This is a genomic window from Geodermatophilus sp. YIM 151500, from assembly GCF_025716945.1.
Classification (GTDB): domain Bacteria; phylum Actinomycetota; class Actinomycetes; order Mycobacteriales; family Geodermatophilaceae; genus YIM-151500.
This window is the reverse complement of record NZ_JAOVZT010000002.1, coordinates 489,157-514,262: the sequence shown is the minus strand read 5'-3', so window position 1 is coordinate 514,262 and position 25,106 is coordinate 489,157. Positions and strand designations below refer to the sequence as shown.

Here is a 25,106-nt window from a genome sequence, read left to right as displayed (position 1 = left end):
GCCATGTCGAACCCCGTGATCGAGGCGCCCCCGACGGCGCCTGCGGTCACCTGGCAGGAGGGCGAGGTGCTCGCCCGACGCGCAGCGGCGCGCAACAAGCGCAAGCGCCTCGCCCTCCTCGTCGCCGGCTGGGTGGTCCTGCTGCTCATCTGGCAGGTGGCCGCGTACTACCTCCCGTTCGGCACGCTGCCGAACCCCCTGGAGGTCGGCGCCGAGATGTGGGAGATCATCGCCAGCGGCGCCCTGGTCTCCGACTTCATGGCCAGCGTCCTGAAGACCTTCGCCGGCTTCGGCGTCGCCGTTCTGGTCGGCGCGCCCGTCGGCTACCTGATGGGTCGCCACAACTACTGGAAGGCCTTCTTCCACGACGGTGTCACCGTGGCGGGCACCATCCCGGCGCTCACCTACGCCGTCCTGTCGCTGATCATCTTCGGTCTGTCGAACCTCGGCCCCGTCCTCGCCGTGGCCCTGGTCTCGACGCCCTACGTCGCCATCAACGTGGCGGAGGGCATCCGTGGGGTCGACCAGCAGCTGGTGAAGATGAGCCAGGCCTTCGGGCGCTCGCAGCAGCAGATCCGCCGCGAGGTGTACCTGCCGACCATCGTGCCCTACATGTTCGCCGCGGTCCGGATGTCCTTCGCCGTGGCGTGGAAGGTCGAGGCCCTCACCGAGGTCTTCGGCGGCACGAACGGCGTGGGCTTCCAGATCCGCAACGAGTACCAGCTGTTCAACATCACCGGCGTCATCGCGTGGATGGCCCTGTTCATCGTGTTCATGCTCATCATCGAGCGCCTGGTCCTCCGCAAGCTGGAGGCCAAGGTCCTCGCCTGGCGCCCGGAGGAGAGGGTGCGCACGTGACCGCGACCCTGACGCCCCGCCGGTCGACCGAGGAGCTGGCCTCCTCGCGACCGGCCTGGCAGAAGCGCATCACCTCGGACAGGGCGGCCCGGTTCACGTTCTACGTGGCGGCGTTCGCGCTGTGGCTCGTCCTGGCCGGCCTGTTCGAGCGCATCCCCGGCCCGCCGTCGGTCGTCGACCGGCTGGTCGAGGAGTTCCGCCGCGGGGAGGTGTTCGGCAACTTCGCCGACACCTTCTACCGGTTCGGCATCGGCGTGGCGCTGTCGATCGTGGTCGGCATCCTGGTCGGCGTCCTGGTCGGGTTGTCCCCGATGGCGCGGGCGTTCCTCGAGAGCCCGGTCATGGTGGCGCTGTCCATCCCGGCGATCATGTGGGCCTTCCTCACCGTCATGTGGTTCGGGTTCGGGCACACCAGCCCGATCGTGACCACGTTCCTGACGGCGGTGCCGTTCATGATCGTCAACGTGGCGCAGGGCGTGCTCGGCGTGTCCCGCGACCTGCGGGACATGTCGTCCTCGTACGGCGTCCCGCTGCGCCGCCGGGTCTCCGACCTGGTCCTGCCCGCGGTCATGGGCTACGTGATGGCCGGCATCCGGTTCGTGGTGATCATGGGCTGGAACGGCGTCCTGCTCGCCGAGTGGTTCGGCGGTTCCGGCGGCGCCGGCTACCGCGCCCGCTACTGGTACGACGCCAACCAGTTCGCCGGGTTCGCCGCCTGGGTGGTCCTGTTCGTCGGCGTGATCATCATCCTGGACCAGCTCATCTTCGAGCGGCTGTCCCGGCGGGCGTTCCGCTGGCGGGACGCGGCCCACTGAGCGGTCGCCGGGCGGCGGCGCCTCCGGCGCGTCCGGTCGCGCCGCCGCCCGGCACGACCTCTCCCCCGCCCTCCTCCGACCACCGACCCACCGAGAGGCACTGACATGGCCGTCCTGACGGTGAACGACCTCTGCAAGACCTTCGGCGCGGGCACGGCGCGCGCCAACCGGGTGTTGGACCACATCACCTTCGACGTCCGCGGGCAGACGTTCGTCTCGATCGTCGGCCCCTCGGGCTGCGGCAAGAGCACGCTGCTCAACATCATCTCCGGCGTCGAGACCCACACCTCCGGCGAGATCTCGGTGACCAGCGACGCCGGCAAGCCGGCCCGGCTCGGCTACGTCTTCCAGGACCCGCGGCTGCTGCCCTGGCGCAGCGTGCGCAGGAACATGCTCTACGTCCAGGACGCCGACGACGAGGTGACCCGGCGCCGGGTCGACACGTACCTGGACATGGTGGGTCTGGGCAAGCACGGCGACTTCTTCCCCGGCCAGCTGTCCGGCGGCATGCAGCAGCGCGTGGGCATCGCGCGGGCTTTCGCGGTCGAGCCGGACCTCCTGATCATGGACGAGCCGTTCAGCCACCTCGACGCCATCACCGCGCGGGGGCTGCGCGCCCAGCTGCAGGACATCTGGGCGCAGTCGAAGAAGACCGTCGTGTTCGTCACGCACGACGTGGTGGAGGCCGTGGAGCTGTCCGACCGCATCATCGTGCTGCAGCCCGGGGGCCGGATCTTCGAGGACATCACCATCGACCTGCCCCGGCCCCGGCGTCAGTCCGACCCGGCGGTGGCCACGCTGCAGGCCGAGGTGCTGGCCCGCCTGGAGAACATGAAGGCGATGACGCCGCAGGTGGCCGCGGCCGGCTGACGTCGTCCCGGGGGCGGGCGCGCGCCGGCACGCACGCCCGTCCCCCGGGGCCCGTCCTCCGGCCCCGCACGGTCCGCCGCCCAGGACATCCGAGGGGGACGTCGATGCCCACCAGCCCGCCACCCGACCGCCGGGCGCCCGGGTCCCTGCTGCACACCGCGCTGCCGATCCCGGGGCGCGTCGCGGCACCCTGCCCCCGCCCGGATCCGGCCCTGCACCCGGGGTGTCCCCGGTGAGCACGGAATCCCCGCCCGGGGAGCCCACCGACGTTGGGGTGACCGCCCGCCCGCGGCGCCGGGCGCGGACCCTGTCCGCGCCACTGGCCCCCCCGCGGCTCACGGCGGAGCCGACCGGCCACGCCACGCCCACGAGCTGGACCGTCGCCCGCGCGGCCGGCGTCTCGCAGTCGACCGTGTCGCGCGCCCTGCGCGGTGACCCGCGGGTGCGCGAGGAGACCCGCCGACGCGTCGACGAGGCGGCGCTGCGCCTGGGCTACGTGCCCAACTCGCTGGCCGCTGGCCTGGTCCGCCGCTCGACCCGCACGGTCGCGGTCATCGTCTCCGACCTGACCAACCCGTTCTTCCCCTCGCTGCTCACGCCCATCTACGACGAGCTGCAGCTGCTGGGCTACCGCGTCGTGCTCCTGACCGAGCGCACCGACATCCCGACCGGGCAGGAGACGCTCCGGCGGTTGCTCGACCGGTCGATCGACGGCGTGCTGGTCACCACGGCGACGCTCGGCTCCCGCTTCGCCGTGGAGCTGCAGCAGCGCAGGCTGCCCATGGTGCTGCTCAACCGGTACATCGACGGTCTCGACGTCGACCGGGTGACCAGCGACAACCACGGCGGCGCGGTCATCGGCGGCCGGCACCTGCTCGACCTCGGGCACCGCAGGATCGCCGTGGTCCGCGGCCCGGCCAACACCTCCACCAGCCGCGACCGGCTGGCCGGGCTGACGGAGGCGCTCGCGGAGGCCGGCCTGTCGCTGGATCCGGCGCTGGTGCGCGAGGGGACGTTCTCCCACCAGAACGGCTACCAGCACACCCGCGAGCTGCTGCGGCTGCCCGATCCACCCACCGCGATCGTGTGCGGCAACGACGTCGTCGCCTTCGGCGCCATCGACGCCGCCCTCTCCCTGGGGGTCCGGGTGCCCGACGACGTCTCGATCCTCGGCTACGACGACATCCCGATGGCCGCGTGGGAGGTCTTCCAGCTCAGCACCCTGCGCCAGCCCATCGGCGACATGGCGCGGGCGGCGGTCCGGATGCTCGCCGAGCGGATCGAGGGCGCCGACGAGATCGGTCCGGGCCGGGAGCAGGTGTTCGCGACCAGCCTGGTCCGGCGGGCGACCGTCGACCGCCCGCCGGTCCGCGTCCGGTGAGGCCCGCACCACCGGCACTCCCGTGACCGGCGTCCCGGGTCAGCGCGACGCCGGCGCCCGGTCGAGCGCGTCGAGCACGTCCTCCGGGCGGATGGGCTGGCGGAACACCCCGCCGGCGCCCGCCCGGGCCAGCGCGTCGTTGACCGCGCAGTGGACGGCCGCCGGCGCGCCGGCGGTCCCGGCCTCCCCGACGCCCTTGGTGCCCAGGGTCGTCGTGGGCGCCGGCGTCTGGATGTGCTCGATGCGGATGTCCGGCACGTCGTAGGCGGTGGGCACCAGGTAGTCGAGCATCGTGGAGGTCTGCGGCTGGCCGTTCGGGTCGTGCACCACCTGCTCGAGCAGGGCGCCACCGAGGCCCTGCGCCACGCCACCGCGGATCTGGCCGTCGACGATGTCGGGGTTGATGAGCACGCCGCAGTCCTCGACCACGACGTAGTCGACGACCCGGACCAGCCCCGTCGCGCGCTCAACCTCCACGACCGCCACGTGCGTGCCGTTGTTGAAGGTGTACGGCGGTCCGGCGTAGGAGCCGACCGCGCCGAGCCCCACCTCCAGGTCGGGGGGCAGCCGGTGGGTGCCCCAGTACGCCACGGCGGCGATCTCGTGCACCGGCACGCGGGTGCCGGGCACCCCGCGCACCCCGACCACGCCCTCGGACAGCTCCAGGTCGGCCGGGTCGGCCTCCAGCAGGTGACCGGCCAGGGCGAGCACCCGGCCGCGGACCTCGACCGCGGCGGCGTGCGCGGCCCCGGCGCTGACCACCGCCGACCGGCTGGCCCACACGCCGCTGCCGTGCGGCACGACGCCGGTGTCGCCCGAGACGACCCGGACCGCCTCCAGCGGTACGCCCAGGCCGTCGGCGACCACCTGCGCGGCCGTGGTGTGCAGCCCCTGGCCCTGGCCGGGCGTACCCAGCAGCACGGTCACCGAGCCGTCGGGCTGCAACGTCACCTCGACCTGGTCGTGCGCGGTGATGGGCGCGCCCTTCGCGCCGTAGAACATCGCGCCCGGCGCGGACAGCTCGACGAACGCGGCGAGCCCCACGCCGAGCAGCCGGCCCCTCGCCGCGGCGTCCCGCCGGCGCTCCTCCAGCCCGTCCGGGCCGAGCAGGGCGACGGCGCGCTCCAGCGACTCCAGGTGCGACCCGGAGTCGTAGACGTTGCCGGTCGCCGACGTGTACGGGAGGTCCTCCGGCCGGACGAGGTTGCGCCGCCGGACCTCGTCGGGAGCCAGCCCCAGCGCCCGCGCCGCCTCGTCCATCAGCAGTTCCATGACCAGGATCGCCGGCGGGTGGCCGACCGCGCGGTACACCGCCAGCGGCGCCTTGTTCGTGTAGACGACGCGGAGGTCCGCCGCGACGGCCGGCACGCGGTACGGGCCCGGCATGATCGTGGCCACCTGCACGCCCTCGGTCACGCACCCTCGGGGGTACATCGACCAGGCCCCGGCGTCGGAGACGACCTGCGAGCGCAGGCCCAGGATGCGGCCGTCGGCGGTGAGCGCGAGGGAGGCGGTGACCCGCTCGTCGCGCGCCTGGGTGTCCGACTGCATCGCCTCGTAGCGGTCCTGGGTCCACTTGAGCGGGCGGTCGAGGAGCATCGCGGCGGCCGCCACCGCGATCTCGTCGGGGTACACGAACGCCTTCATCCCGAAGGCGCCGCCCACGTGCTCGGTGATCACGCGGACGGAGTTCTCGGGCAGCCCGAGCAGCCGGGCGTACAGCGTCTGCAGCATCTGCGGTGCCTGGGTGGAGATCCGCACCGTGAGGGTGCGCTCGTCCCGGTCGAACGCGGCCAGGATGCCGCGGGTCTCCAGCGCGACGGCGGTGTGCCGGCCGGTGCGGACGGTCACGTCGACCACGGTGTCGGCGCCGGCGAACGCCGCGTCGACGTCGCCGCTGCCGAACGGCGAGGCGAAGCACAGGTTGGTGCCCAGCTCCTCGTGCACCAGCGGGCTGCCCGGCTCCAGCGCGGCGACCGGGTCGAGGACCGCCGGCCGCTCCTCGTAGTCGACCTCCACCAGCTCGGCGGCGTCCTCGGCCGGGCCGCGGCCGGTCGCCACCACGAGCGCGACCGGCTCGCCCACGTGCCGGACCACGCCGGTGGCCAGCGCGGTCTGCTCGCCGGCGACCATGCCGGGCCAGGACAACAGGCCGCGCCAGCCGGAGCAGTGCCCGGCGAGGTCGTCGGCGGTGAGCACGGCGAGCACGTCGGGAGCCGAGCGGGCGGCCGAGGTGTCGATCCGGGCGATCCGCGCGGACGCCACCGGCGACCGGACGAACGCGACGTACGCCTGGCGGGGCTCGGTCACGTCGTCGACGTAGCGGCCCCGGCCGGCCAGCAGCCGGGGGTCCTCGCGGCGCCGCACGGCCCGCCCGACGTACCCGGTACCCGTCATCGCGGTCCCGCCTCGCCGGAGGCCGGCGCGCCGGCGCCGGCGCTCCCGTCGTCGCCACCGTCCCCGGCGCCCGCGCGGCCGGCGGCGAGCACCGCGTCGAGCACGGTGGAGTAGCCGGTGCACCGGCAGAGGTTGCCGCTCAACCGCTCGCGGAGTGCCTCCCGGGTCCACTCCGGCCGCTCCCGCAGCGCGACCAGCGCCGTCATGAGCAGGCCGGGGGTGCAGAAGCCGCACTGCAGCGCCTGGGCGTCCCAGAAGGCCCGCTGCAGCGGGTGCATCCCGCCCTCGGCGGCCAGGCCCTCGACGGTCTCCACCGCGCGGCCGTCGGCCTGGACGGCGAACATCAGGCAGCCGCGCACCGCGGCGCCGTCGACGACGACCGTGCAGGCGCCGCAGACGCCCTGCTCGCAGCCCACGTGCGTGCCGGTCAGCCCCAGCTCCTCGCGGAGGAACTCGGCCAGCGTCGTCCGGGGCTCGGCCAGCCCGACCTCGGCTCGGCCGTTGACCGACAACCGGACCCGCACCGGTTCCCCAGCCACCGTCACGCACCCTCCCCCGCCGCCCGGACCGCCGCGGTCAGCGCCCGGCGCACCAGGGCCGCGCCGGCCCGCCGCCGGTACCCGGCCGAGGCGTGCACCTCGTCACCGATCACGTCGACGCCGTCGAAGGCCGCGGCGGCCGCCGCGTCGAGGGCGGCGTCGTCGGGCACCGCGCCGTCGAGCACCCGCTCCGCGCCGTGCGCCCGCACCGGTGTGGCGGCCACCCCGAAGAGGGCGACCCGCGCCCCCGCGCAGCGCCCGGCACCGTCGAGCTCGACGCCGCAGACCACGCCGGCCAGCGCGTAGTCACCCGGGCGCCGCGCGATCTCGTCCACCGCCCAGCCCGAGCCCGGCCCGGGCAGCGGCAGGTGCGCGGCGACGACCATCTCGCCGTCCGCCAGCGCGGTGGTGAACGGGCCGGTGACGAACTCGGCGGCCGGCACGCGACGCCGGCCGGCGTCGCCGGCGACCTCCACCTCGCCGTCGGTGGCCAGCAGCAGCGCGGGCAGCTCCGCGGCCGGGTCGGCGTGCGCGAGCGAGCCGCACAGCGTGCCCCGGGCGCGGATCTCGGGGTGGGCGATCAGCGACAGGGTGCGCACCAGCAGCGGGTGCGCCGCGCGCACTCCGGCGTCCAGCTCCAGCTCGCGGTCGGTGACCCCGGCACCGACGGTGAGCACCCCGCCGTCCGACCGGTGTTCCCGCAGCTCCGGTGCCCGGGAGACGTCGACCAGCACCTCGGGCGTGGCCAGCCGGAGCGCCATGATCGGGACCAGGCTCTGGCCACCGGCGAGGACCCGGGCGTCGTCGGCGCCGCCGAGCGCGGCCAGCGCCTCCGGCACGGTGTCGGCTCGCACGTACTCGAACGGCGCCGGCTTCACCGCGCGCCGCTCCCCCCGGGCGGGCCCGCCGTCGCTCCCCCGGCCGGGGGGTCGGACCGCAACCCGGCCGCGGCGACGCCGGCGAGCGCGCACTCCTCGTCGACGTCGGAGACGTCGCCGCTGACGCCGACGGCGCCGGTGACCGAGCCGTCGTCCGACCGCAGCAGGACCCCGCCGGCGGCGGGGGCCCAGCGCCCGTCGGCGACCGCGGCCAGCGCGCCGAAGAACACCGGCTGGCGCTCGGCGCGCACACCGATCTCCCGCGAGCTGAACCCCATGCCCAGCGCGCTCCACGCCTTCGCGCAGGCGATCTGCGGGCGCAGGATGCCCGAGCCGTCCTCGCGCTCGAGGACGACCAGGTGCCCACCGGCGTCGAGCACCGCCACGGTCAACGGGGCGGCGCCGATGCTCCGTCCGTGCGCCAGCGTCGCCGAGGCGACGGCCCGCGCCTGCGCGAGCGTCGTCATGCCGGCTCCTCCCGGGCCGCGGCGGGCGCCTCGAGGACCTCCAGCAGGGCCGCCGCGTCGGCGGAGGCCAGCCCGAGCTCGACCGCGCGGTCGTAGAGCGGGCGGGTGGCCTGCAGCACGGGCGTGAGCACCCCCACGCGGTCGGCGAACTCGGCGATGAGCGCGGCGTCCTTGACGAACATCGACACCTTCGCGGTGGGCGGCTCCCAGCGGCGGTCCACCATCAGCGCGCCCCGCTTCTCGAAGATCACCGAGTTGCCCGCGCCGTCGCGGATGGTGTCGTAGATCTGCCGCGGGTCCAGCCCGGCCGCCTGCCCGAGCGCGAAGGCCTCCGCGGTCGCGGCGTTGTGCACCGCGACCAGCAGGTTGGCGACCAGCTTCATGGTGGAGCCGGCGCCGAACGGGCCCAGGTGGCGCACCGAGCGGGCGAAGGCCTCCAGCGCCGGGCGGGCCCGCTCGAAGGCCGCCTCGTCGCCGCTGCCCAGCACGACCACGTCGCGCACCAGCGCCTGGGCCCCGGTGCCGCTGAGCGGGCAGTCAAGCAGCTCTCCTCCGGCGTCGACGAGCAGCCGCCGGCAGTCCTCCTTGGCCTCGTGCGGCAGCGTCGAGGTCTCGGCGACGACGAGGCCGGCGCGGCCGGCGCCGGCGAGGCCGGCGCACACCTCCCGCGCGGCGGCCTCCGTGGGCAGCGACGTGACGACCACGTCGGCCCGCTCGGCCACCTTGCGGGGCGTGGCGGCGACCGCGCCGCCGGCGGCCTCGAGGTCGCGCACCCGGGCGGGGTCGACGTCGCAGCCGACGACCGGGTGGCCGCGGTCGAGGAGGTGGCGCCACATCGCCGACCCCATGATGCCCAGGCCGACCAGGCCCACGGGCCCGCCGACCGGGCCCACGGGCCCGCCGACCAGGCCCACGGGCCCGCCGACCGGAGCCCCGGGGGTCACCGGCACCTCCGCTCAGAGCTCGCGCAGGACGGCCACGGCCTCGTCGAGGTCGGGCAGCACCAGCGCGTCGTCGGTGACCCAGCGGTAGCGGACGGTCGCATCGCGGCCGACGACGAACAGCGACCGCTTGGCCAGCCCGCGGTGGCCCTTCCACACGTCGTAGCGGACGTCGTAGGCGGCGCAGACCTCCCGGTCCCAGTCCGACAGCAGCGGGAAGTCGACGCCCAGGGCGTCGGCGAACGCCTGCTGGGAGAAGGTCGCGGTGACGGCGACGGCCAGGACGTCGGCGCCCAGCGCGCGGATCTCGGATGCCCGGTGTCCCAACTGGGACAGCTCGGTCCGCTAGTAGCCGCCGAAGTCGAACACGTAGAAGGCCAGCACGACCGGCCCGCGCGCGAGGGTGTCCGCCAGGCCGACGTCGGCCTCGAACGTGTGGCGCAGCCGGAAGTCGGGGGCGCGGTCCCCCACGTCGGGGGTCGTCCGCTGCTCGGGCACGAGAACCGCCTCACTTGAGCGGGTGCAGCGGCGGGGCGTCGGTGATCCGTGCGGTGATCGACCCGAGCAGGTCGGCGTCGAGCCGCACTTCGTCGCCCGGGGCCAGCCACGGGTACTCCGCCTCGCTGTGCACGGTGGACAGCTCCAGGATGCAGCCGGTGCCGACCGTTCCGCTGGCGATCACGTCGCCGGACTGCACCCGCGTGCCGCGGGAGGCGTAGGAGATCATCTGGCCAAAGCTCCAGTAGAGGTCCGCGGCGTTGCCCTTGCTGTACGGCCGGCCGTTGACCGAGGCGCTCATCTCCAGGTCGAACGACCGGCCCGACCGGCGGGGCTCCAGCTCGTCGGGGGTGACCAGCCACGGGCCCAGGCTGGTCGCGGTGTCCTTGGCCTTCACCGGTCCCAGGCTGTGCCGGACCTCCCGCGCCTGGAGGTCGCGGGCGCTCCAGTCGCAGAAGAGCAGGTAGCCGGCGATGTGCCGCTCGGCCTCGTCCGGCGTGAGGTTCGCGCCCTCGCGGCCGACCACCGCGGCGAACTCCAGCTCGAAGTCGTACTTCGCCGAGCCCGGTGGCATCGGCACGTCGGCCCGCGCGGACCGGATCGCCGCCGGGTTCTGGAAGTAGAAGACCGGCAGCTCGTACCAGTCCGGGTCCATCTCTTGGCCGTTGGCCTCTCGGTAGGTCCGGACGTGCGTCTCGAAGGCGTAGAAGTCCCGCACCGACGGCGGCGAGGGGATGGGCGCCCGCAGGTCGGCCTCGCCCTCGGGGACGACGTCGAGCGGGTCGGCCAGCGCCTCCTCGCCGGCCCGGGCGAGCCGCTCGCCGTCGTCGCCCAGGAGGTCGAGCAACCGCGTGGCCGTGCGGAGACCGTGCAGCGAGCCGTCGGAGACGACGGCCGGGTGCTCGCGGCCGTCGGTGGGTGACACGTAGGTGGTCCAGCGCATGCGGGTCCTTCCGTCAGGGGCGGGGCGGCGGTGCGCCGCGGGGGTCAGGCGAGCACGGATGCGCGGTCGGGCCCTCCCGCGGCGTGCAGGTCGGTCCGCGTGCCCTCGACGGGCAGCGGCAGGTCGTCGAGGCCGTCGAGCAGGTGGCCGAGCCGGCGCTTCTTGGTGCGCAGGTAGAGCAGGTTCTCCGGGTTGGGCACCGTCTGCAGCGGCTCCCGGCCCACGACCTCCAGCCCGTAGCCGTCCAGCCCGCCGTACTTCGCGGGGTTGTTGGTGAGCAGCCGCAACCGGCGGGCGCCGAGATCGGCCAGGATCTGCGCGCCGATGCCGTACTCCCGGCTGTCCACCGGCACACCGAGGTCGAGGTTGGCGTCGACGGTGTCCCGTCCGGCGTCCTGCAGCCCGTAGGCGCGCAGCTTGTGGCCCAGCCCGATGCCCCGTCCCTCGTGGCCGCGCAGGTAGACCACCGCACCGCGGCCGGCGGCGGCCACCCGCGCCATCGCCGACTCCAGCTGGGGCCCGCAGTCGCAGCGCAGCGACCGGAAGATGTCGCCGGTCAGGCACTCGCTGTGCACCCGGACGAGCAGCTCCTCCTCGCCGGTGACGTCGCCGACCGTGAACGCCACGTGCTCGGTCCCGTCGAGCACCGACCGGTAGCTGACGCAGCGGAACTCGCCCCACGGGGTCGGCACCCGCGCCTCGCCGGTCCGCTCGACCAGGACGTCGACGCGCCGCCGGTGCTCGACCAGGTCGGCGATCGTGATGATCGGCAATCCGTGCTCGGCCGCGAAGCGCAGCAGCTCCGGGCGGCGGGCCATGGTCCCGTCGTCGTTGACGACCTCGCAGAGCACCCCGGCCGGGGTCACCCCGGCCAGCCGCGCCAGGTCGACCGCCGCCTCGGTGTGGCCGGCCCGCTTGAGCACCCCGCCGTCCCGGGCGCGCAGGGGGAAGACGTGCCCGGGCCGGTTGAAGGCGCCGCCGGTGAGCGACGCGTCGGCCAGCCCGCGGATCGTGGCCGACCGGTCGGCCGCCGAGATGCCCGTCGTCGTGCCCGCGGCGAGGTCGACGGTGTGCGTGAAGGCGGTCCGCTGCTGCTCGGTGTTGTCGGCGACCATCAGCGGCAGGTCGAGCTCGTCGCAGCGTTCGCCGGGGAGCGCCACGCACAGCACCCCGGAGGTGTGCCGCACCAGGAAGGCGACGTCGGCCGCGGTCACGTGCTCGGCGGCCATGATCAGGTCGCCCTCGTCCTCCCGGTCCTCGTCGTCGACGACGAGGACCATGCCGCCGTCGGCGATCTCCCGGACCGCCAGCCCGACGGGGTCGAAGCGGGCCCCGCCGGGCACCTCGGCCGTCGGCACCTCAGGCCTCGTACGGGGTCATCTCGTCGAGCGCCGGCTTGACGTGCTGCATGAACAGCTCGAGCTGGCGGACGACGCTCTCGGCCGGCTGCTGCGCCCAGTGGTAGATGAGCACGACGTACTCGGCCGGCAGCTGCCGCCAGAGCTCCACGTACTGGTCGCGGACCTGCTCGGGCGTGCCGACGACCCACAGCCCGGAGTTCACCACCGAGTCGACCGGGTTGTCCGGGTCGAACTTCATCGGGGTGGTGCCCGCGTACAGGTCGCGGAAGATGTCGACGTCGTACTCGGCGACCATGCGCCGGGCCTCGTCCTCGGTGTCGGCCATCTGGCCCCAGCGGACCAGCGCCTGGTTCTGGCCGAGCGCGTACGTCCTCCCCCCGGCGGCGGCCGCGTGGACGTAGGCCGCCCCGAACTCGGCGGCCCGCTCGATCTTCGAGAAGTACGTCGGGATGAAGCCGCGCGGGCCGCAGTACTCGATGGTCTCCTTGCTGGCGTTGCTGGAGACGAACACCGGCGGGTAGGGCTTGGTCAGCGGGCTGGGCGTGACGCTGACCCGGCGGATCTTGCCGTTCTCGTCCATCTCACCCGGGGCGCCGAGCTCCCGCGTGGCGGTCATCGTCCAGTCGACGCCCTCCTCGTAGGGGTAGGGCACCTGCCAGCGGCCCTTGGCCTCGACGCTGTCCTGCGTCCAGGACTGCAGCACGAGCTCGACGTTCTCCTCGAAGATCTCCCGGTTGACCTGGTCGTCGGAGATCCGGGCCGCGCGGGTCGCCTCGTCGAGCTCGGCCATCTTGTCCTGCGTGCCGGACGGCGACAGGGTGGCGCGCGTCCCCAGGTGCTGGCCGATGATGTTGGTCCATCGCGCCTGGTAGCCGCGGGAGAAGCCGCAGAACGAGCGGCCGCCGGAGAGGTGGTCGATGATCGCGACGTCCTCGGCCACGCGGAACGGGTTCTGCGCACTCATCGTCCAGCCGAGCTGGCCGACCCGGATGCGCGTGGTCATGGCCGCCCAGTAGGCGTCGAGCAGGCCGGGGTTCGGGCCGACCTCGTAGCCCTCGCTGTGGAAGTGGTGCTCGATCGAGGAGATGCCCCACAGGCCCAGCTCGTCGGCCGCGCGGACGATCGTCGGCATCTCGCGGATCAGGGCCTGGTAGCGCTCGGCGTCACGGCCCAATGGACGCTGGGCGATCCGCTCCTCGCGGGTGGCCCGGACCTGGGGGTAGAGCTGGAGGATCACCTTCACCATGGCCGCCGGCCTCCTGGTCGCAGTCGGGATGTCGCGTCGGGATGTGAGGTGCACCACCCCGCTGGTCGGGGACGCTACGGACACCCGGGGGCCCGTCACATGTGGCGCAGCCACAGCGTCTCCCGCCATTTCGTTGTCGACGCGCACAAGCCGCACCCGAGCGGCTCGACCCGATACTCGGGCGTCCGAAGGCCCCGGAGCAGGGAGGACGGCGGCGATGCCGATCGAGGAGCTGGAGCGGCTGACGGTCACCTGGAGCCCGCCGCCCGGCGCGTTCGACGCCTCCCCGGCCGGCCGCTTCGCGGCCCGCCACGGCATCCCCGGCCCCGGCGCGCTCGTCGAGCGCGCGCTCGCCGATCCGGCCTGGTACTGGGCGGCGGCGGTCGAGGACGTCGGCATCCCCTGGATGCGCCCCTACGGGGCGGTGGTCGACACCGCGCGCGGGGTGGAGCACCCCGAGTTCTTCGTCGGCGGCCGGCTCAACTGGGCCGACTTCGCCGTCGACCGGTGGGTGCGGGAGGGCCGCGGCTCGGCACCGGCGATCCGCTGGGAGGGCGAGGACGGCGCCACCCGGGCGCTCGACTACTCGGAGCTCGCGGAGCAGGTGAACCGGGCGGCCGGGGCGCTGCGCGGTGCCGGCGTCGGCCGGGGCGACGTGGTCGCGCTGCTGCTGCCGATGGTGCCCGAGGCCGTCGTGGCCGTCCTCGCCGCGGCGAGGATCGGGGCCATCGCGCTGCCGTTGTTCAGCGGCTACGGGCCGCAGGCGGTGCGGGCGCGGCTGGAGGACGCCGGCGCCCGGGCGCTGGTCACCTGCGACGCGTTCCCGCGCCGGGGCCGCCCGGTGCCGCTCAAGCGGGTGGCCGACGAGGCCGCCCGGGGCCTGGCCGGGCTGCGCACCGTCCTCGTCGTCGACCGCCTCGGCAGCGGCAACCCGCTCGTCCCGGGTCGCGACGTCGACTGGGCGGCGGCGCTGGCCGCGGCCGAGCCGGTGACCGCGGCCGAGCCCATGGCCGGCTTCGATCCGTGCCTGCTGCTCTACACCTCCGGCAGCACCGGACGGCCGAAGGGCTGCGTGCACACCCACGCCGGCCTGCCGCTCAAGATCGCCATCGAGGCCCGGCACGGGCTGGGCGTCGACGAGACCTCGGCGGTGCTCTGGTTGACCGACATGGGCTGGGTCATGGGCAGCTACGTCGTCGCCGCGGCGCTCGGCAACGGCGGGACGGCGGTGCTCTTCGAGGGCGTGCCCGACTGGCCGGCGCCCGATCGGCTGTGGGACGTCGCCGAGCGCCTGCGCGCCACCGTGCTCGGCGTCTCCCCCACCGTCGTCCGCGCGCTCATGGCGCACGGGGACGGGTGGCCCGACCGGCACGCGCTGGCCGACCTGCGGGCGATCGGCTCCACCGGTGAGCCGTGGAACGTCGAACCGTGGCTGTGGTGCGCCGAGCACGTCGGCAAGGGCCGGGCACCGGTCGTCAACATCTCCGGCGGGACGGAGATCGGCGGTTCGCTGCTGTGCGGCGCGACCTGGTTGCCGGCCAAGCCGACGTCGTTCCCCGGCCCTCCGCTCGGTGTGCGGGTCGACGTGGTGGACGAGTCCGGCCGGTCCGTGCGCGGTGAGGTCGGCGAACTGGTGGTCCGGTCGGTCTGGCCCGGCATGACCCGCGGCTTCTGGCGCGACGAGGAGCGCTACCTGGCCTCGTACTGGCGTCGGTTCCCGGGCGTCTGGCACCACGGCGACCTCGCCTACGTCGACGCCGACGGGTTCTGGTACGTGCTGGGCCGGTCCGACGACACCATCAAGGTCGCCGGCAAGCGGCTCGGGCCGGCCGAGGTCGAGTCGCTGCTGGTCGCCGACGGCCGGGTGGTGGAGGCCGCCGCCGTCGGTGTCCCGGACGAGGTCAAGGGCGAGGTGCTGGTCTGCTTCGTCGTCCTGCACCCCGGCGTCGAGCCCGCCGCCGCCGCGGAGGCGTTGCACGCCGTGGTGACCGCGGCGCTGGGGCGGGCCCTGGCGCCGCGCGCGGTCCACGTCGTCGACGCGCTGCCCAAGACCCGCAACGGCAAGGTCCTGCGGCGCGTGGCCCGGGCCTCCTACCTCGGCGTGCCCCCGGGCGACCTCTCCTCGCTCGAGGACGCCGGCGTCCTGACGCGCTGGCCGCGGTCGGTCGTCACCCGGACCGGGTGACGGCGGCCGGGCGGCCCCCCGCCGGAACGAGGGCGTCCGTAGAGTTGGGGTGATCGGGACCACACTGCGGAGGAGGGCCCTTGTCCGTGGCGCAGGCACCACCGACCGGCGACCTCCTCGCGACCGAGCCGGCCTCGACCGAGCTGAGCGCCTGGCTGGATGCGATCGCCGAGATCACCCGCGCGGCCAACCGGGACGCCCCGCTGGACGAGCTGTTCGACCTGATCGCCGGGACGACCGCTCGGCTCACCGGCTACGACTTCTGCGCGGTCTTCGTGCCCGACGAGCAGCGGCGCGCGCTGATCATCCGCGGGTCGTACGGGCTCACCCGGGAGTACATCGACTCGATCAACGCGCGCACCCCGGTGCTGCTGCGGGCCGGCGACGCCGGCGAGGGCCCGTCCAGCCGCGCCTTCCGGGCGCAGCGCCCGACGACCGTGCTCGACATCGCCGCCGACGCCCCCTCGCGGTCGTGGGAGACGGTGGCCGCGCAGCAGGGCTACTCCTCGCTGCTGTCGGTCCCCCTGGTCGTGGGGCAGACCCAGTTCGGCCTGGTCAACTGCTACACGGCGGACAAGCACGAGTTCACGCCCCGCGAGATCATCCTGATGGAGAGCATGGCCAACCAGGCCGGGCTGGCCGTCGAGACCGCGCAGCGGCTGGCCGAGGCCCGGGACCGCACCCAGCGGGCCGCCGAGGAGGCGGCCGCCCTGCGCGCCGAGCTCGAGGTCGCCCGGTCGGCCCACGACCAGCACCGGGAGCTGCTCGGCGTGGTCCTGCGCGGCGGCGGGCCGGCCGCCATCGCCGACTTCCTCGGCGCCGCGCTGCAGTGCGCGGTCGTCATCGACGACGAGGCCGGCCGCGTGCTGGCGTCGGCGTGCTGCGACGTGCGTCCCGGAGCGCGCGACCGGCGGACCGCGGCGGCCTACGAGCAGGCCCGCGAGCGGGTCGGCCCCGACGTCGGCCCGGAGACCGTGGTCCTCCCCCCGCACGGCGGGGACACCGGCGGGCTCGTCGTCCCCGTCGTCCTCGACGACGAGGTGGCCGGGCACCTGTGGGCGCTGCGGCCCCGGGCGGGGTTCGGCGAGCGCCAGCGCGAGGCGCTGACCCGGGCGGCCGCCGTCGTCGCGCTGGCCCTGCTCAAGGAGCGGACGGCGCAGGAGGTGGAGTGGCGGCTCTCGCGCGACTTCTTCGACGACCTCCTGGACGCCGAGGGCCGGGCCGGTGAGGCACTCGGCGCGCGGGGCCGGCAGCTGGGCGCCGACCTGTCGCGCCCGCACACCCTCCTGGTCGTGCGGCGCGATCCGGACGACGGGAGCGCACTGGGCGGCCACGGGGACCGGGAGGCCTACGCGCAGCGGTCGCTGCTCTCCCTCGTCCAGCGCACCGCGGCCGCGTGGAGCACCGGCACGCTCGTGGCCACGCGCAGCGACCACGTCGTGGTGCTCGTGCGCTCCGAGGAGGAGTGCCGGTCGGCGCGGGAGTTCGCCGAGCACCTGTGCCGGGAGATCCGGGCCTACGCGGGCGGGTGGACCGCCACGATCAGCGTCGGGCCCACGTGCGCGGACGTCGCGGAGTACGGCGACGCCTACCGGCTGGCCTGCGGCGTGCTGGACCTCGTCCAGCAGTCCGACCGGCGCGACCGCGTGGTCTCCCTCGACGGCATCGGCGCCTACCGGCTGCTGCTGCAGGTCAAGCGGCCCCGGGAGCTGCAGTCGTTCGCTGAGGACATGCTGGGCACGGTGCGCGCCTACGACCAGCAGCACCACACCCGGCTCGGGGAGACGTTGCACTGCTACATGGAGCGCCGCTGCAACGTCTCGGTCACCGCCAAGCAGATGCACGTCCACCCCAACACGGTGGCCTACCGGCTGCGCCGGGTGGAGGAGCTCCTCGGCGTCGACCTGGCCGACCCCCAGGCCATGCTCCACCTCCAGCTCGCCCTCATGATCGAGACCGTCCTGGGCGAGTAGGCACCCGGCTCACTCGACGAGGGCGACGGCGCGGGTGGGGCCGCCGTGCGCGCCGCGGACCTTGAGCGGGAACCCGATGAACGTGAACCGGGTGCCCACCACCTGGTCGAGGTTGGCCAGGTTCTCGTAGTGGGTGATGTGCTCCCGGCGGCACATCATGTGCACCGGATAGGTCTTGCTCGCCGGGTTGTCCGGGGTGGGGCTGTCCACCCCGAAGGTCTTCACCCCCCGCTCGACGATCCACTCCGCCGCCGAGGCGCCCAGCCCCGGGAAGTCGGTCAGGTACCGCTTGTCCCCCGCGAAGCGGTTCCAGGTGGCGGTGTGGAACAGCACGATGTCGCCCCGGCGCACCTCCACCGGCGCGGCGGCCTCGATCCGGTCCAGGTCCTCGGCGGTGATGTCGGTCTGCGGCGCGAACCCGGTCACGTCCAGGCACACCGCCGGCCCGTGGAACAGCTCCAGCGGCATCTGGTCGATGGTCTCCGCGCCCGGCGCCGGATCCAGGTGGGAGAAGGAGTCCACGTGCGTGGGCCCGTTGTCGTTGAGGATGAACCCGGTGGTCTGGAAGGAGAACCCGCCCTCGAACCGCGGCGCGGTCTCCTCGTGCGTGACGTGCTCGAACTGCACCGTCTTCAGGTGCCCGGGATAGACCTTCATCCCCTCGTAGATGTCCTGCGACAGGTCGACGATCCGCATGCGTGCTCCTTCGTGGTCGGGACGGGGACGGGGACGGGGTGCGGGACGGTCGGGACGGGACAGGGACCGCGCGACCGGGTGCGCCGGCGCTCGACGACGACCATGATCACCGGCACCGGGATCGTGCCGGGACCCGTGCCCGGACCACCAGTGGCCCCGCGCACAGGACCGGCCCCGCACGGCTGTGGCCGCGACCAAGGCGCCCGGTCCGCCCGACCCCCGAGGATGTCCACCGCGCCGCCGACACAGGGCCGCCGACACAGGGCCGCCGACACAGGGCCGCCGAGAGGAGCACCCATGCAGACCGTCGACACCACCGGCCGGGTCGCGCCGGACCGGGAGGTCGCCGAGCGGATGGCCCGCGCGGCGGCGGCCTGGCTCGCGTGCCTCGACGCCGAGCAGCGCCGGGCAGCCTCCTGGGCGGCCCCGGGCAGCGACGCCGAGGCCGAGCGGCTGCGCTGGTTCTACACGCCCACCGACCACGGCGGCCTCCCGCTGGGTGGGCAGCGCCCCGCCCAGCAGTCGCGGGCTCTGCAGCTCGTCGCCACGGGCCTGTCCACGGCCGGCTACGTGACGGTGTGCACCGTCATCGGCTGGGAGAACGTGCTCGACCACGTCGAGGGCTTCGAGGTCGACTGGGGGCGGGAACGGGGCCGCGACCCCGGGCTGTACTACCTGCGCGTCTTCGGCGACCCGACCGGTGACGGGCCGTGGGGGTGGCGGTTCGGCGGGCACCACGTCTCGCTGAACAACCTGGTCGTCGACGGCCGCGTGCGGTCGGTCACGCCCTGCTTCCTGGGCGCGGACCCGGCCGGGGCCCCGCTGCTCGGGGGCACGACGCTGCGCCCGCTCGGGGCCACCGAGGACCTGGCCCGGGAGCTGGTGCGCTCGCTGGACCGCGATCAGCTCGCCCGGGCCGTGCTGCTCGACCGCGCTCCGTCGGACATCGTCGGCGGCAACCGCACGCAGGTGCGGGACGGCGACCGGATGCTGCTGCTGGCCGACGTCTGGCGCGGCCGCTTCACCGAGCCCCGGCTGGTCGACCGCATCGCCGGCATGGACGAGCGCGCGGAGGCGGCGTCGGGCTACGACGACGCCGATCACGGCCGGCTGGCGCTCACCTCCCGGCCGAAGGGGCTGCCGGCGTCGGAGCTGGACGACGGGCAGCGCGACCTGTTGCGCCGCCTCGTCGCCGCCCACACCGACCGGGTGCCCGAGGGGCTGGCCGCCGTCCCGGACCCGTCCGAGCTGCACATCGCGTGGGCCGGGCCGACCGAGCCGGGCCGGCCGCACTACTTCCGGCTGCAGGGGCCGCGGTTCCTGGCCGAGTGGGACAACACCCAGCGCGGGGCCAACCACGCGCACTCGGTGTGGCGCGACCCGGGGTCGGACTTCGGCATCGACGTCCTCGCCGCGCACCGGGCGGCCCACCACGCCGGCTGACCGCCGGGGTCAGCGGGCACGGGGTCATCAGGCACGGGGTCAGCGAACGGGGTCAGCGGGGCACGGGTTGCTCAGCGGGGAACCAGGCCGCCGTCCACGGTCACGACCTTGTCGGTCAGATAGCCGTTGGTGAGCACGGCCACCGCCATGTCGGCGATCTCGTCCGGGCGGCCGAGCCGGCCCACCGGGACCGGCATCGGCAGCCCGTCCGCACCGCCCGGCGCCCGGGGCAGCATGCGGGTGGCGGCGACCAGGGCCGGCGCCAGGGTGTTGACGGTCACCCCGTGCCCGGCCACCCGGGGCGCCAGGTGGTGGGTGAGCCCGTGCAAGCCGGCCTTGCTCGCGGCGTAGTGCGGGCCGAGCACGCCGCCGTTGAGCGCCGCCACCGAGGAGACGAACAGGACCCGCCCGAAGGCCCGCTCCACCATGCCCGGCAGCGCCGCCTGCACCAGGAGGAACGGTGCGGTCAGGTTCACCGCGACGGTGTGCTGCCAGAGGTCGAGGTCGACCTCGGCCCAGTCGCGGCGGGTCCCGGTGGCCGCGTTCGCCACCAGGACGTCGGGCGGGCCCAGTTCCTCCGCCGTCCGCCGGACCAGCCGGGCCGGGACGGCGGGGTCGGCCAGGTCTCCCCCGAGGAGAGCCACCCGCCGGCCGGTGCTGGCCACCAGGCCTGCGGCCCGCTCGGCATCCCCGCGGTGCGAGGCGTAGGTGAGCGCCACGTCGGCGCCCGCGCCGGCGAGCCGCAGCGCGATGGCGCCGCCGATGCCCCCGGACGCGCCGGTGACCAGGGCGACGCGACCGGCGAACGGCAGCGGGTCGGACGACGGCACGGGGTCGGGTGACGGCACGGGATCGGGCGACGGCACGGCATCGGGCGGCCGCACGGGATCGGGCGACCGCACGGGATCGGGCGACGGCACGGGATCAGGCACCGGCGGGACCGGGCGCGACGAGGTGCTCGCCGAGGAACCGCACCCCCTGCTCCGCGGCCAGCTCCAGGTGGCTCTTGTCCGTGTACATGACCATGTGCGACGACCGACGCATCACGAACAGCTGTTTCTCGGCCGCGGGGACCAGGTGCAGGTGGCCCCGGACCGTGGTCCCCTCGCTGCTGGACTCGACGTCCTCCGGCACGGTGATCCCTCCTCCTCGGGCGTCACGCCGGCGCGAGCGCCGCCAGGCTGCGGCGCACGCCGTCGACGTAGGACTCCTCCGCCGCCACCGGGTGCGGCACGACGACCACCGTGGCCACGTCCGTGCCGTCCCAGGCGGCCAGTTGGTCGCGGCACCGGGCGGGCGGCCCCACGAGGCAGTACTCGTCGACCAGCCGGTCGGGGATGGCGGCCCGCAGCCGTGCGGGCTCCCCCGCCCGGAACGCCGCGGCGATCGCGGCGGCCTCCGCCTCCCACCCGGCGGCGGCCAGCGCCCGGTTGTAGCTCGGCAGCCCTACCCAGTAGCCGAGGGCGGCCCGCGCGGCGTCCCGCGCGAGCGCCAGGTCGTCGGAGACGAAGGCGTGCACCGCGGCCTCCACCGGGGGTGCGGCACGGCCGGTCCGCTGCCCGGCCCGGGCCGACGCGGCGGTGAGCGCGCCGATGCCGGCCCGCGGGACCAGCCAGGCCATCACGCCGTCGGACACCTCCGCGCCGGCCTCGGCCATCCGCGGCCCGACGGCGGCGGTGTACACCGGCACGGGGTGCTCGGGACGGCGGAAGTCCAGCGTCCGGTCGCGGTAGGACTGCGGCGGCAGGTCGGGGTAGCGCTCCCGCCCGCGGCCGGAGAGGACGGCCTTGACGTCGCGGACGTACGCCGGCAGGTCGACCGAGGGCCGGCCGACGGGCACGCCCAACGCCTCCACGCGCAGCTTGTGTCCCAGCCCCACGCCCAGCACGAACCGCCCGCCGGAGAGGTCGGCGGCGGTGACGGCCATCTGCGCGGCGACCACCGGGTGGCGCAGGTAGCTGATGGCCACGTAGCTGCCGACCCGGACGCGCGTGGTGCCGAGCAGGATCGCCAGGTCGATCGACAGCGTGTCGGTCAGCGACTCGGTGGTGTAGACGGCGGCGTAGCCGTGGTCCTCGGCGCCGCGCCCCAGCGCGACGAAGTCCGCCGTCCGCGCCGGGGCGAAGGTGACGAGTGCGACGCCCAGCTCGGCCACGCCGGCTCCTCCCTCGCCGCGGGCCGACGGCCGGCGTTCCGCGGCGGTCAGCGGGTCACAGCTGCAGGTACTGCTCCATCCAGCTCTGGTCGGCCCGCAGTTCCCGGGCGTCGCCGGAGTGCACGATCACGCCCTGGTCGATGACGTAGACCTGGTCGGCCAGCTCCAGCGCCATCTGGCTGTTCTGCTCGACGAGCAGCACCCCGAGGCCCTCGTCGGCCACGTGGCGCAGCGTGCGCCCGAGGTCGGCGGCGATGTTCGGCGCCAGGCCCTGGGTGATCTCGTCGACGAGCAGCAGCCTCCGGCCGCCGATCAGCGCCCGGCCCACGGCCACCATCTGCTGCTGGCCGCCCGACAGGCGGGAGGCGTCGCGGTCCAGGTGCGCCTCGAGCTGCGGGAAGACCTCCAGCGCGCGGCGCTGGGCGTCCTGCTGCTCACCGCGCGGCAGCCGGGCGCCGATGGCGGCCAGCCGGAAGTTCTCGCGGACGGACAGGCCCGGGAACATCCGCCGGTCCTCCGGCACGTAACCGATGCCGAACTGGGCGACGTCCTCGGCGGGCAGGCCGACGACGTCCCGGCCGTCGCAGCGGACGGAACCGCCGCGCACGCTCACCATGCCCATGATCGACTTCACCGTGGTGGTCTTGCCCGCGCCGTTGCGGCCGAGCAGGGCGACCAGCTCCCCGGGCCGGACGCCCAGCGAGACGCCCTGCAGCACGTGCGCGAGCCCGTAGTACGCCTGCACGTCCTGCAGTTCGAGCAGGGCCGTGCGCGGCGGCGCGGACCCCTCCCGCGGGACGGCGCTCACAGGCTGCCCGTCAGGTAGACCTCTTGCACCCGCGGGTGCGACTTCACCTCGGCCGGCGCCCCCTCGAACAACTTCTCCCCCTGGTGCAGGACGGTGATCCGGTCGGCGATGGAGAGGATGACGTCCATCTTGTGCTCGATCATCAGGATGGTCACGTCCGCGTTGAGCTCCTCCACCAGCTTGACCGTCGCCGCGGTCTCGGTCGGGCTCATCCCCGCCGTCGGCTCGTCGAGCAGGAGCAGCCGGGGCGAGGTGGCCAGCGCGATGGCCAGGTCGAGCCGGCGCTGGTCGCCGTGGGAGAGGTTGCTGGCGATCGTGTCGCGCTCGTGCGCCAGCCCGATCCGCTCCAGCACCTGCTCGGTGTGCCGGACGACGCTCTTGATCCGGTCGGCCGGGCGCCAGAAGACGTAGGAGTGCTCGGCGGCCTGCGCGGCGATGCGCACGTTCTCGAACACCGTCAGCAGCGGGAAGACCGTGGTGATCTGGTAGGACTTGGCCAGCCCCTTGCGGGCGACCTTGGAGTAGGGCATCCCGGTGATGTCCTGGCCGGCGAACCGGACCCGGCCGGCGCTGGGCCGGGTGTGCCCGGTGATGAGGTTGAACAGCGTGGTCTTGCCCGACCCGTTGGGGCCGATGATCGCGTGCAGGCTCCCCTCGGGGATCTCCAGCGACACGTCGTTGACGGCGTGGATGCCGCCGAAGGAGCGGTCGAGCCCCTCGGCCAGCAGGATCGGCTCGCTCATCCCGCCGATCGCCTCCTCCGGAACAGGCCGGGCACCGTCTGCGTCACCAGGCCCCACAGGCCCTGCGGGAAGGCCAGGACGCAGACCATGAAGATCGCCCCGACGATGAGCTGCCACGACGCGTAGTAGCGGCTCAGCGTGCTCTCCAGCACCAGGTACACGACGGCGCCGAGCACCGGGCCGAACAGCGACGAGCGCCCGCCGAGGATCACCATGATCAGCACCACGCCGGACAGCAGCCAGTAGGGCTGCAGCCCGACGAAGTTGTTCAGCATGGCGAACAGGCCACCGGCGAGGCCCGCGACCGTGCCCGCGAGCACGAAGGTGACCAGCTGGACGAGCCGGGTGTTGTAGCCGCAGCCGCGGGCCCGCTCCTCGTTCTCCCGGATGGCCTGCAGCACCCGGCCCATCGGCGACTCGGTGAACAGGATTAGCCCGGCGAAGGTCACCAGGACGACGACGCCGGTGAACAGGAAGAACGTCAGCGGGTCGCGCAGCGCGTTGAGCTCGATGCCGGTGCCCAGTCCTAGCGTCGGGACGGGGATGCCCGCCAGGCCGTCGTCCCCGCCGGTCACGCTGTCCCACTGCAGCGCGATGAAGAACCCGAGCTGGGCGAAGGCCAGCGTGAGCATCGAGAAGTAGACCTCGGTGCGCCGCAGGCACACGGCGCCGACCAGCGTCGACAGCAGCGCCATCGACGCGACCGCGACGAGCAGCGCGAGCCAGACGCTCGTGCTCACGTGCAGCAGCACCAGGCCGGCGGCGTAGCCACCCCAGGCGAAGGGCAGGGCGTGCCCGAAGGAGACCAGGCCGCCGTACCCCACCAGCAGGTTCAGCCCGGCCGCCCACAGCCCGTAGATCAGCATGCCGATGGCCAGGCTCGGGTTGGGCACGGTGAACAGCACGATGACGGCCAGCACCAGCAGCAGCCCCAGCTGCCCCCAGGTCCAGCGCGCGGCGCGGGAACCGCGGACGCGCGCCAGCGTCGCCGGCGCGGCTCCCTCGACCGGCGTCCCGTCGGACGACGGCGTCGTGGTCACGTGGGTCACGTCGCCCCCAGCAGGCCGCGCGGACGGAAGGTCATCACGAGGATCATGAGGACGAACGGCACGATGCCGGCGTACACGCTGGCGTACAGCGTGGTCAGCGACACGAGGACGCCGATGAGCAGGCCGGCGGCGACCGCACCCCAGAAGCTGCCCATCCCGCCGACCACGACGACGACGAAGGCGAGGATCAGGATGTCGGCCCCCATCTCCGGGTAGACGCCGGTGATCGGGCCGGTGAGCACGCCCGCGATCCCGGCGACGGCCACGCCGATCGCGAAGACCAGCGTGCGGTAGCGGTCGAACCGCACGCCCAGCGCCCGGATCATCACGTGGTCGCGGATGCCGGCCCGCACGACCAGCCCCACGTCGGTGCGCTGGAGGAACAGCCACAGGCCGCCGACGACCAGGGCCACGACCAGGACGACGAAGAGCAGGTAGGCGGGGATGGGCCGGCCGATGCCCAGCGGCACCTGGAAGTCGAGCAGCTCCGGCGCCCGCACCCGCCGACCCCCGGAGCCGGCGATCATCCGGATGCCCTCGATGAGCACGTAGGTGAGACCGAAGGTGAGCAGCAGGGCGTCGACCTGGTCCCGCCCGTACATCGGCCGGATGATCGTCCGTTCCAGGCCGGCGCCGACGAGCAGCATCACGATCGGCACGACGAGCAGGGCGAGCCAGATGCTGCCCGTCGCCGCGGCCAGGTACGAGGCGACGTAGGCGCCGACCATGTACAGCGCCCCGTGCGAGAAGTTGATGAACTCCAGCAACCCGAAGATCAGGTTCAGGCCGAGCGCGAGCAGGACGAGCAACGCACCGCTGACCAGGCCGAGCAGCAGCTGGGAGACCAGCTGGTCCATCCG

25 protein-coding genes are annotated in these 25,106 nt (G+C 74.4%); 7 read left to right on the top strand and 18 right to left on the bottom strand.

The annotated features are described in order from the left end of the window. The first annotated feature begins 3 nt into the window (after positions 1-3). The 4 genes from OF117_RS05925 to OF117_RS05910 all read left to right on the top strand — a co-directional run bounded on the left by OF117_RS05925 (position 4) and on the right by OF117_RS05910 (position 3,924). The gene (locus OF117_RS05925; protein ID WP_263551880.1) at positions 4-858 is read left to right on the top strand and encodes an ABC transporter permease; all 855 of its coding nucleotides are present in this window, start codon (positions 4-6) and stop codon (positions 856-858) included. Next, positions 855-1,673, top strand: coding sequence for an ABC transporter permease (locus tag OF117_RS05920; RefSeq protein ID WP_263551879.1), 819 nt, complete (start codon positions 855-857; stop codon positions 1,671-1,673). The genes OF117_RS05925 and OF117_RS05920 overlap by 4 nt, the downstream gene beginning before the upstream one ends. Positions 1,674-1,778: 105 nt before the next feature. Further along, the gene (locus OF117_RS05915; protein ID WP_263551878.1) at positions 1,779-2,543 is read left to right on the top strand and encodes an ABC transporter ATP-binding protein; all 765 of its coding nucleotides are present in this window, start codon (positions 1,779-1,781) and stop codon (positions 2,541-2,543) included. A 232-nt stretch (positions 2,544-2,775) separates the two neighbouring features. Next, complete coding sequence (locus OF117_RS05910; protein ID WP_263551877.1) at positions 2,776-3,924, top strand: LacI family DNA-binding transcriptional regulator; 1,149 nt, start codon at positions 2,776-2,778, stop codon at positions 3,922-3,924. A gap of 39 nt (positions 3,925-3,963) precedes the next feature. Here OF117_RS05910 and OF117_RS05905 read toward each other — a convergent pair whose 3' ends face one another. The 10 genes from OF117_RS05905 to OF117_RS05860 are packed head-to-tail and all read right to left on the bottom strand — an operon-like array spanning position 3,964 to position 13,194. Beyond that, positions 3,964-6,321, bottom strand: coding sequence for a xanthine dehydrogenase family protein molybdopterin-binding subunit (locus tag OF117_RS05905; protein ID WP_263551876.1), 2,358 nt, complete (start codon positions 6,319-6,321; stop codon positions 3,964-3,966). Further along, a complete protein-coding gene (locus OF117_RS05900) occupies positions 6,318-6,866 on the bottom strand; it encodes a (2Fe-2S)-binding protein (protein WP_263551875.1) in 549 nt (182 codons plus the stop codon). The genes OF117_RS05905 and OF117_RS05900 overlap by 4 nt, the downstream gene beginning before the upstream one ends. Then, entirely contained in the window at positions 6,863-7,738 is an 876-nt protein-coding gene (locus tag OF117_RS05895) for an FAD binding domain-containing protein (protein WP_263551874.1), read from the bottom strand. The genes OF117_RS05900 and OF117_RS05895 overlap by 4 nt, the downstream gene beginning before the upstream one ends. Next, positions 7,735-8,205 (bottom strand): GlcG/HbpS family heme-binding protein, encoded by a 471-nt coding sequence (locus tag OF117_RS05890; protein WP_263551873.1) that lies wholly within the window; start codon positions 8,203-8,205, stop codon positions 7,735-7,737. Before OF117_RS05890 ends, OF117_RS05895 begins: the two co-directional genes overlap by 4 nt. Next, positions 8,202-9,149, bottom strand: a complete 948-nt coding sequence (locus OF117_RS05885) for an NAD(P)-dependent oxidoreductase (RefSeq protein WP_263551872.1) — start codon at positions 9,147-9,149, stop codon at positions 8,202-8,204. The genes OF117_RS05890 and OF117_RS05885 overlap by 4 nt, the downstream gene beginning before the upstream one ends. A gap of 12 nt (positions 9,150-9,161) precedes the next feature. Then, positions 9,162-9,482: a redoxin domain-containing protein gene (locus OF117_RS05880; RefSeq protein ID WP_263551987.1), complete on the bottom strand. Its 321-nt coding sequence runs from the start codon at positions 9,480-9,482 to the stop codon at positions 9,162-9,164. 9 nt (positions 9,483-9,491) lie between these two features. Further along, positions 9,492-9,644 carry a hypothetical protein gene (locus OF117_RS05875; protein ID WP_263551871.1) on the bottom strand — a complete coding sequence of 51 codons (153 nt, stop codon included), beginning with the start codon at positions 9,642-9,644 and terminating at the stop codon, positions 9,492-9,494. Between the two features lie 10 nt (positions 9,645-9,654). Further along, positions 9,655-10,587 (bottom strand): fumarylacetoacetate hydrolase family protein, encoded by a 933-nt coding sequence (locus OF117_RS05870; protein WP_263551870.1) that lies wholly within the window; start codon positions 10,585-10,587, stop codon positions 9,655-9,657. 44 nt (positions 10,588-10,631) lie between these two features. Continuing rightward, entirely contained in the window at positions 10,632-11,945 is a 1,314-nt protein-coding gene (locus OF117_RS05865) for a bifunctional 3,4-dihydroxy-2-butanone-4-phosphate synthase/GTP cyclohydrolase II (RefSeq protein WP_263551869.1), read from the bottom strand. Position 11,946: 1 nt separating this feature from the next. Beyond that, positions 11,947-13,194 (bottom strand): LLM class flavin-dependent oxidoreductase, encoded by a 1,248-nt coding sequence (locus tag OF117_RS05860; RefSeq protein ID WP_263551868.1) that lies wholly within the window; start codon positions 13,192-13,194, stop codon positions 11,947-11,949. Between the two features lie 217 nt (positions 13,195-13,411). Here OF117_RS05860 and OF117_RS05855 point away from each other — a divergent pair, with 217 nt between their 5' ends. Both OF117_RS05855 and OF117_RS05850 read left to right on the top strand, forming a co-directional pair. Then, entirely contained in the window at positions 13,412-15,379 is a 1,968-nt protein-coding gene (locus OF117_RS05855) for an AMP-binding protein (protein ID WP_263551867.1), read from the top strand. A gap of 86 nt (positions 15,380-15,465) precedes the next feature. Then, positions 15,466-17,352, top strand: a complete 1,887-nt coding sequence (locus tag OF117_RS05850) for a helix-turn-helix domain-containing protein (protein WP_263551866.1) — start codon at positions 15,466-15,468, stop codon at positions 17,350-17,352. 9 nt (positions 17,353-17,361) lie between these two features. Here the strand turns inward: OF117_RS05850 and OF117_RS05845 are convergent, their stop codons facing one another. Next, on the bottom strand, positions 17,362-18,048 hold the full coding sequence (locus OF117_RS05845; RefSeq protein ID WP_263551865.1) for a cyclase family protein: 687 nt from the start codon (positions 18,046-18,048) through the stop codon (positions 17,362-17,364). Between the two features lie 297 nt (positions 18,049-18,345). Between OF117_RS05845 and OF117_RS05840 the strand changes: the two genes are divergently transcribed. Beyond that, positions 18,346-19,491, top strand: coding sequence for a DUF3500 domain-containing protein (locus OF117_RS05840; protein WP_263551864.1), 1,146 nt, complete (start codon positions 18,346-18,348; stop codon positions 19,489-19,491). Between the two features lie 71 nt (positions 19,492-19,562). On the opposite strand, the gene OF117_RS05835 is transcribed toward OF117_RS05840, so the two are convergent. From OF117_RS05835 to OF117_RS05805, 7 genes are read right to left on the bottom strand one after another with little or no spacing between them, the layout of a single operon-like run. Then, the gene (locus OF117_RS05835; RefSeq protein ID WP_263551863.1) at positions 19,563-20,423 is read right to left on the bottom strand and encodes an SDR family NAD(P)-dependent oxidoreductase; all 861 of its coding nucleotides are present in this window, start codon (positions 20,421-20,423) and stop codon (positions 19,563-19,565) included. After that, complete coding sequence (locus tag OF117_RS05830) at positions 20,416-20,625, bottom strand: hypothetical protein (protein ID WP_263551862.1); 210 nt, start codon at positions 20,623-20,625, stop codon at positions 20,416-20,418. The genes OF117_RS05835 and OF117_RS05830 overlap by 8 nt, the downstream gene beginning before the upstream one ends. A 22-nt stretch (positions 20,626-20,647) precedes the next feature. Then, positions 20,648-21,646 carry an LLM class flavin-dependent oxidoreductase gene (locus OF117_RS05825; RefSeq protein ID WP_263551861.1) on the bottom strand — a complete coding sequence of 333 codons (999 nt, stop codon included), beginning with the start codon at positions 21,644-21,646 and terminating at the stop codon, positions 20,648-20,650. Positions 21,647-21,701: 55 nt separating this feature from the next. Continuing rightward, entirely contained in the window at positions 21,702-22,454 is a 753-nt protein-coding gene (locus OF117_RS05820; RefSeq protein ID WP_263551860.1) for an ABC transporter ATP-binding protein, read from the bottom strand. Next, positions 22,451-23,197 (bottom strand): ABC transporter ATP-binding protein, encoded by a 747-nt coding sequence (locus tag OF117_RS05815; protein WP_263551859.1) that lies wholly within the window; start codon positions 23,195-23,197, stop codon positions 22,451-22,453. The genes OF117_RS05820 and OF117_RS05815 overlap by 4 nt, the downstream gene beginning before the upstream one ends. After that, positions 23,194-24,237, bottom strand: a complete 1,044-nt coding sequence (locus tag OF117_RS05810) for a branched-chain amino acid ABC transporter permease (protein WP_263551858.1) — start codon at positions 24,235-24,237, stop codon at positions 23,194-23,196. Before OF117_RS05810 ends, OF117_RS05815 begins: the two co-directional genes overlap by 4 nt. Positions 24,238-24,242: 5 nt before the next feature. Further along, positions 24,243-25,103 carry a branched-chain amino acid ABC transporter permease gene (locus tag OF117_RS05805; RefSeq protein ID WP_263551857.1) on the bottom strand — a complete coding sequence of 287 codons (861 nt, stop codon included), beginning with the start codon at positions 25,101-25,103 and terminating at the stop codon, positions 24,243-24,245. Between the last annotated feature and the right edge of the window lie 3 nt (positions 25,104-25,106).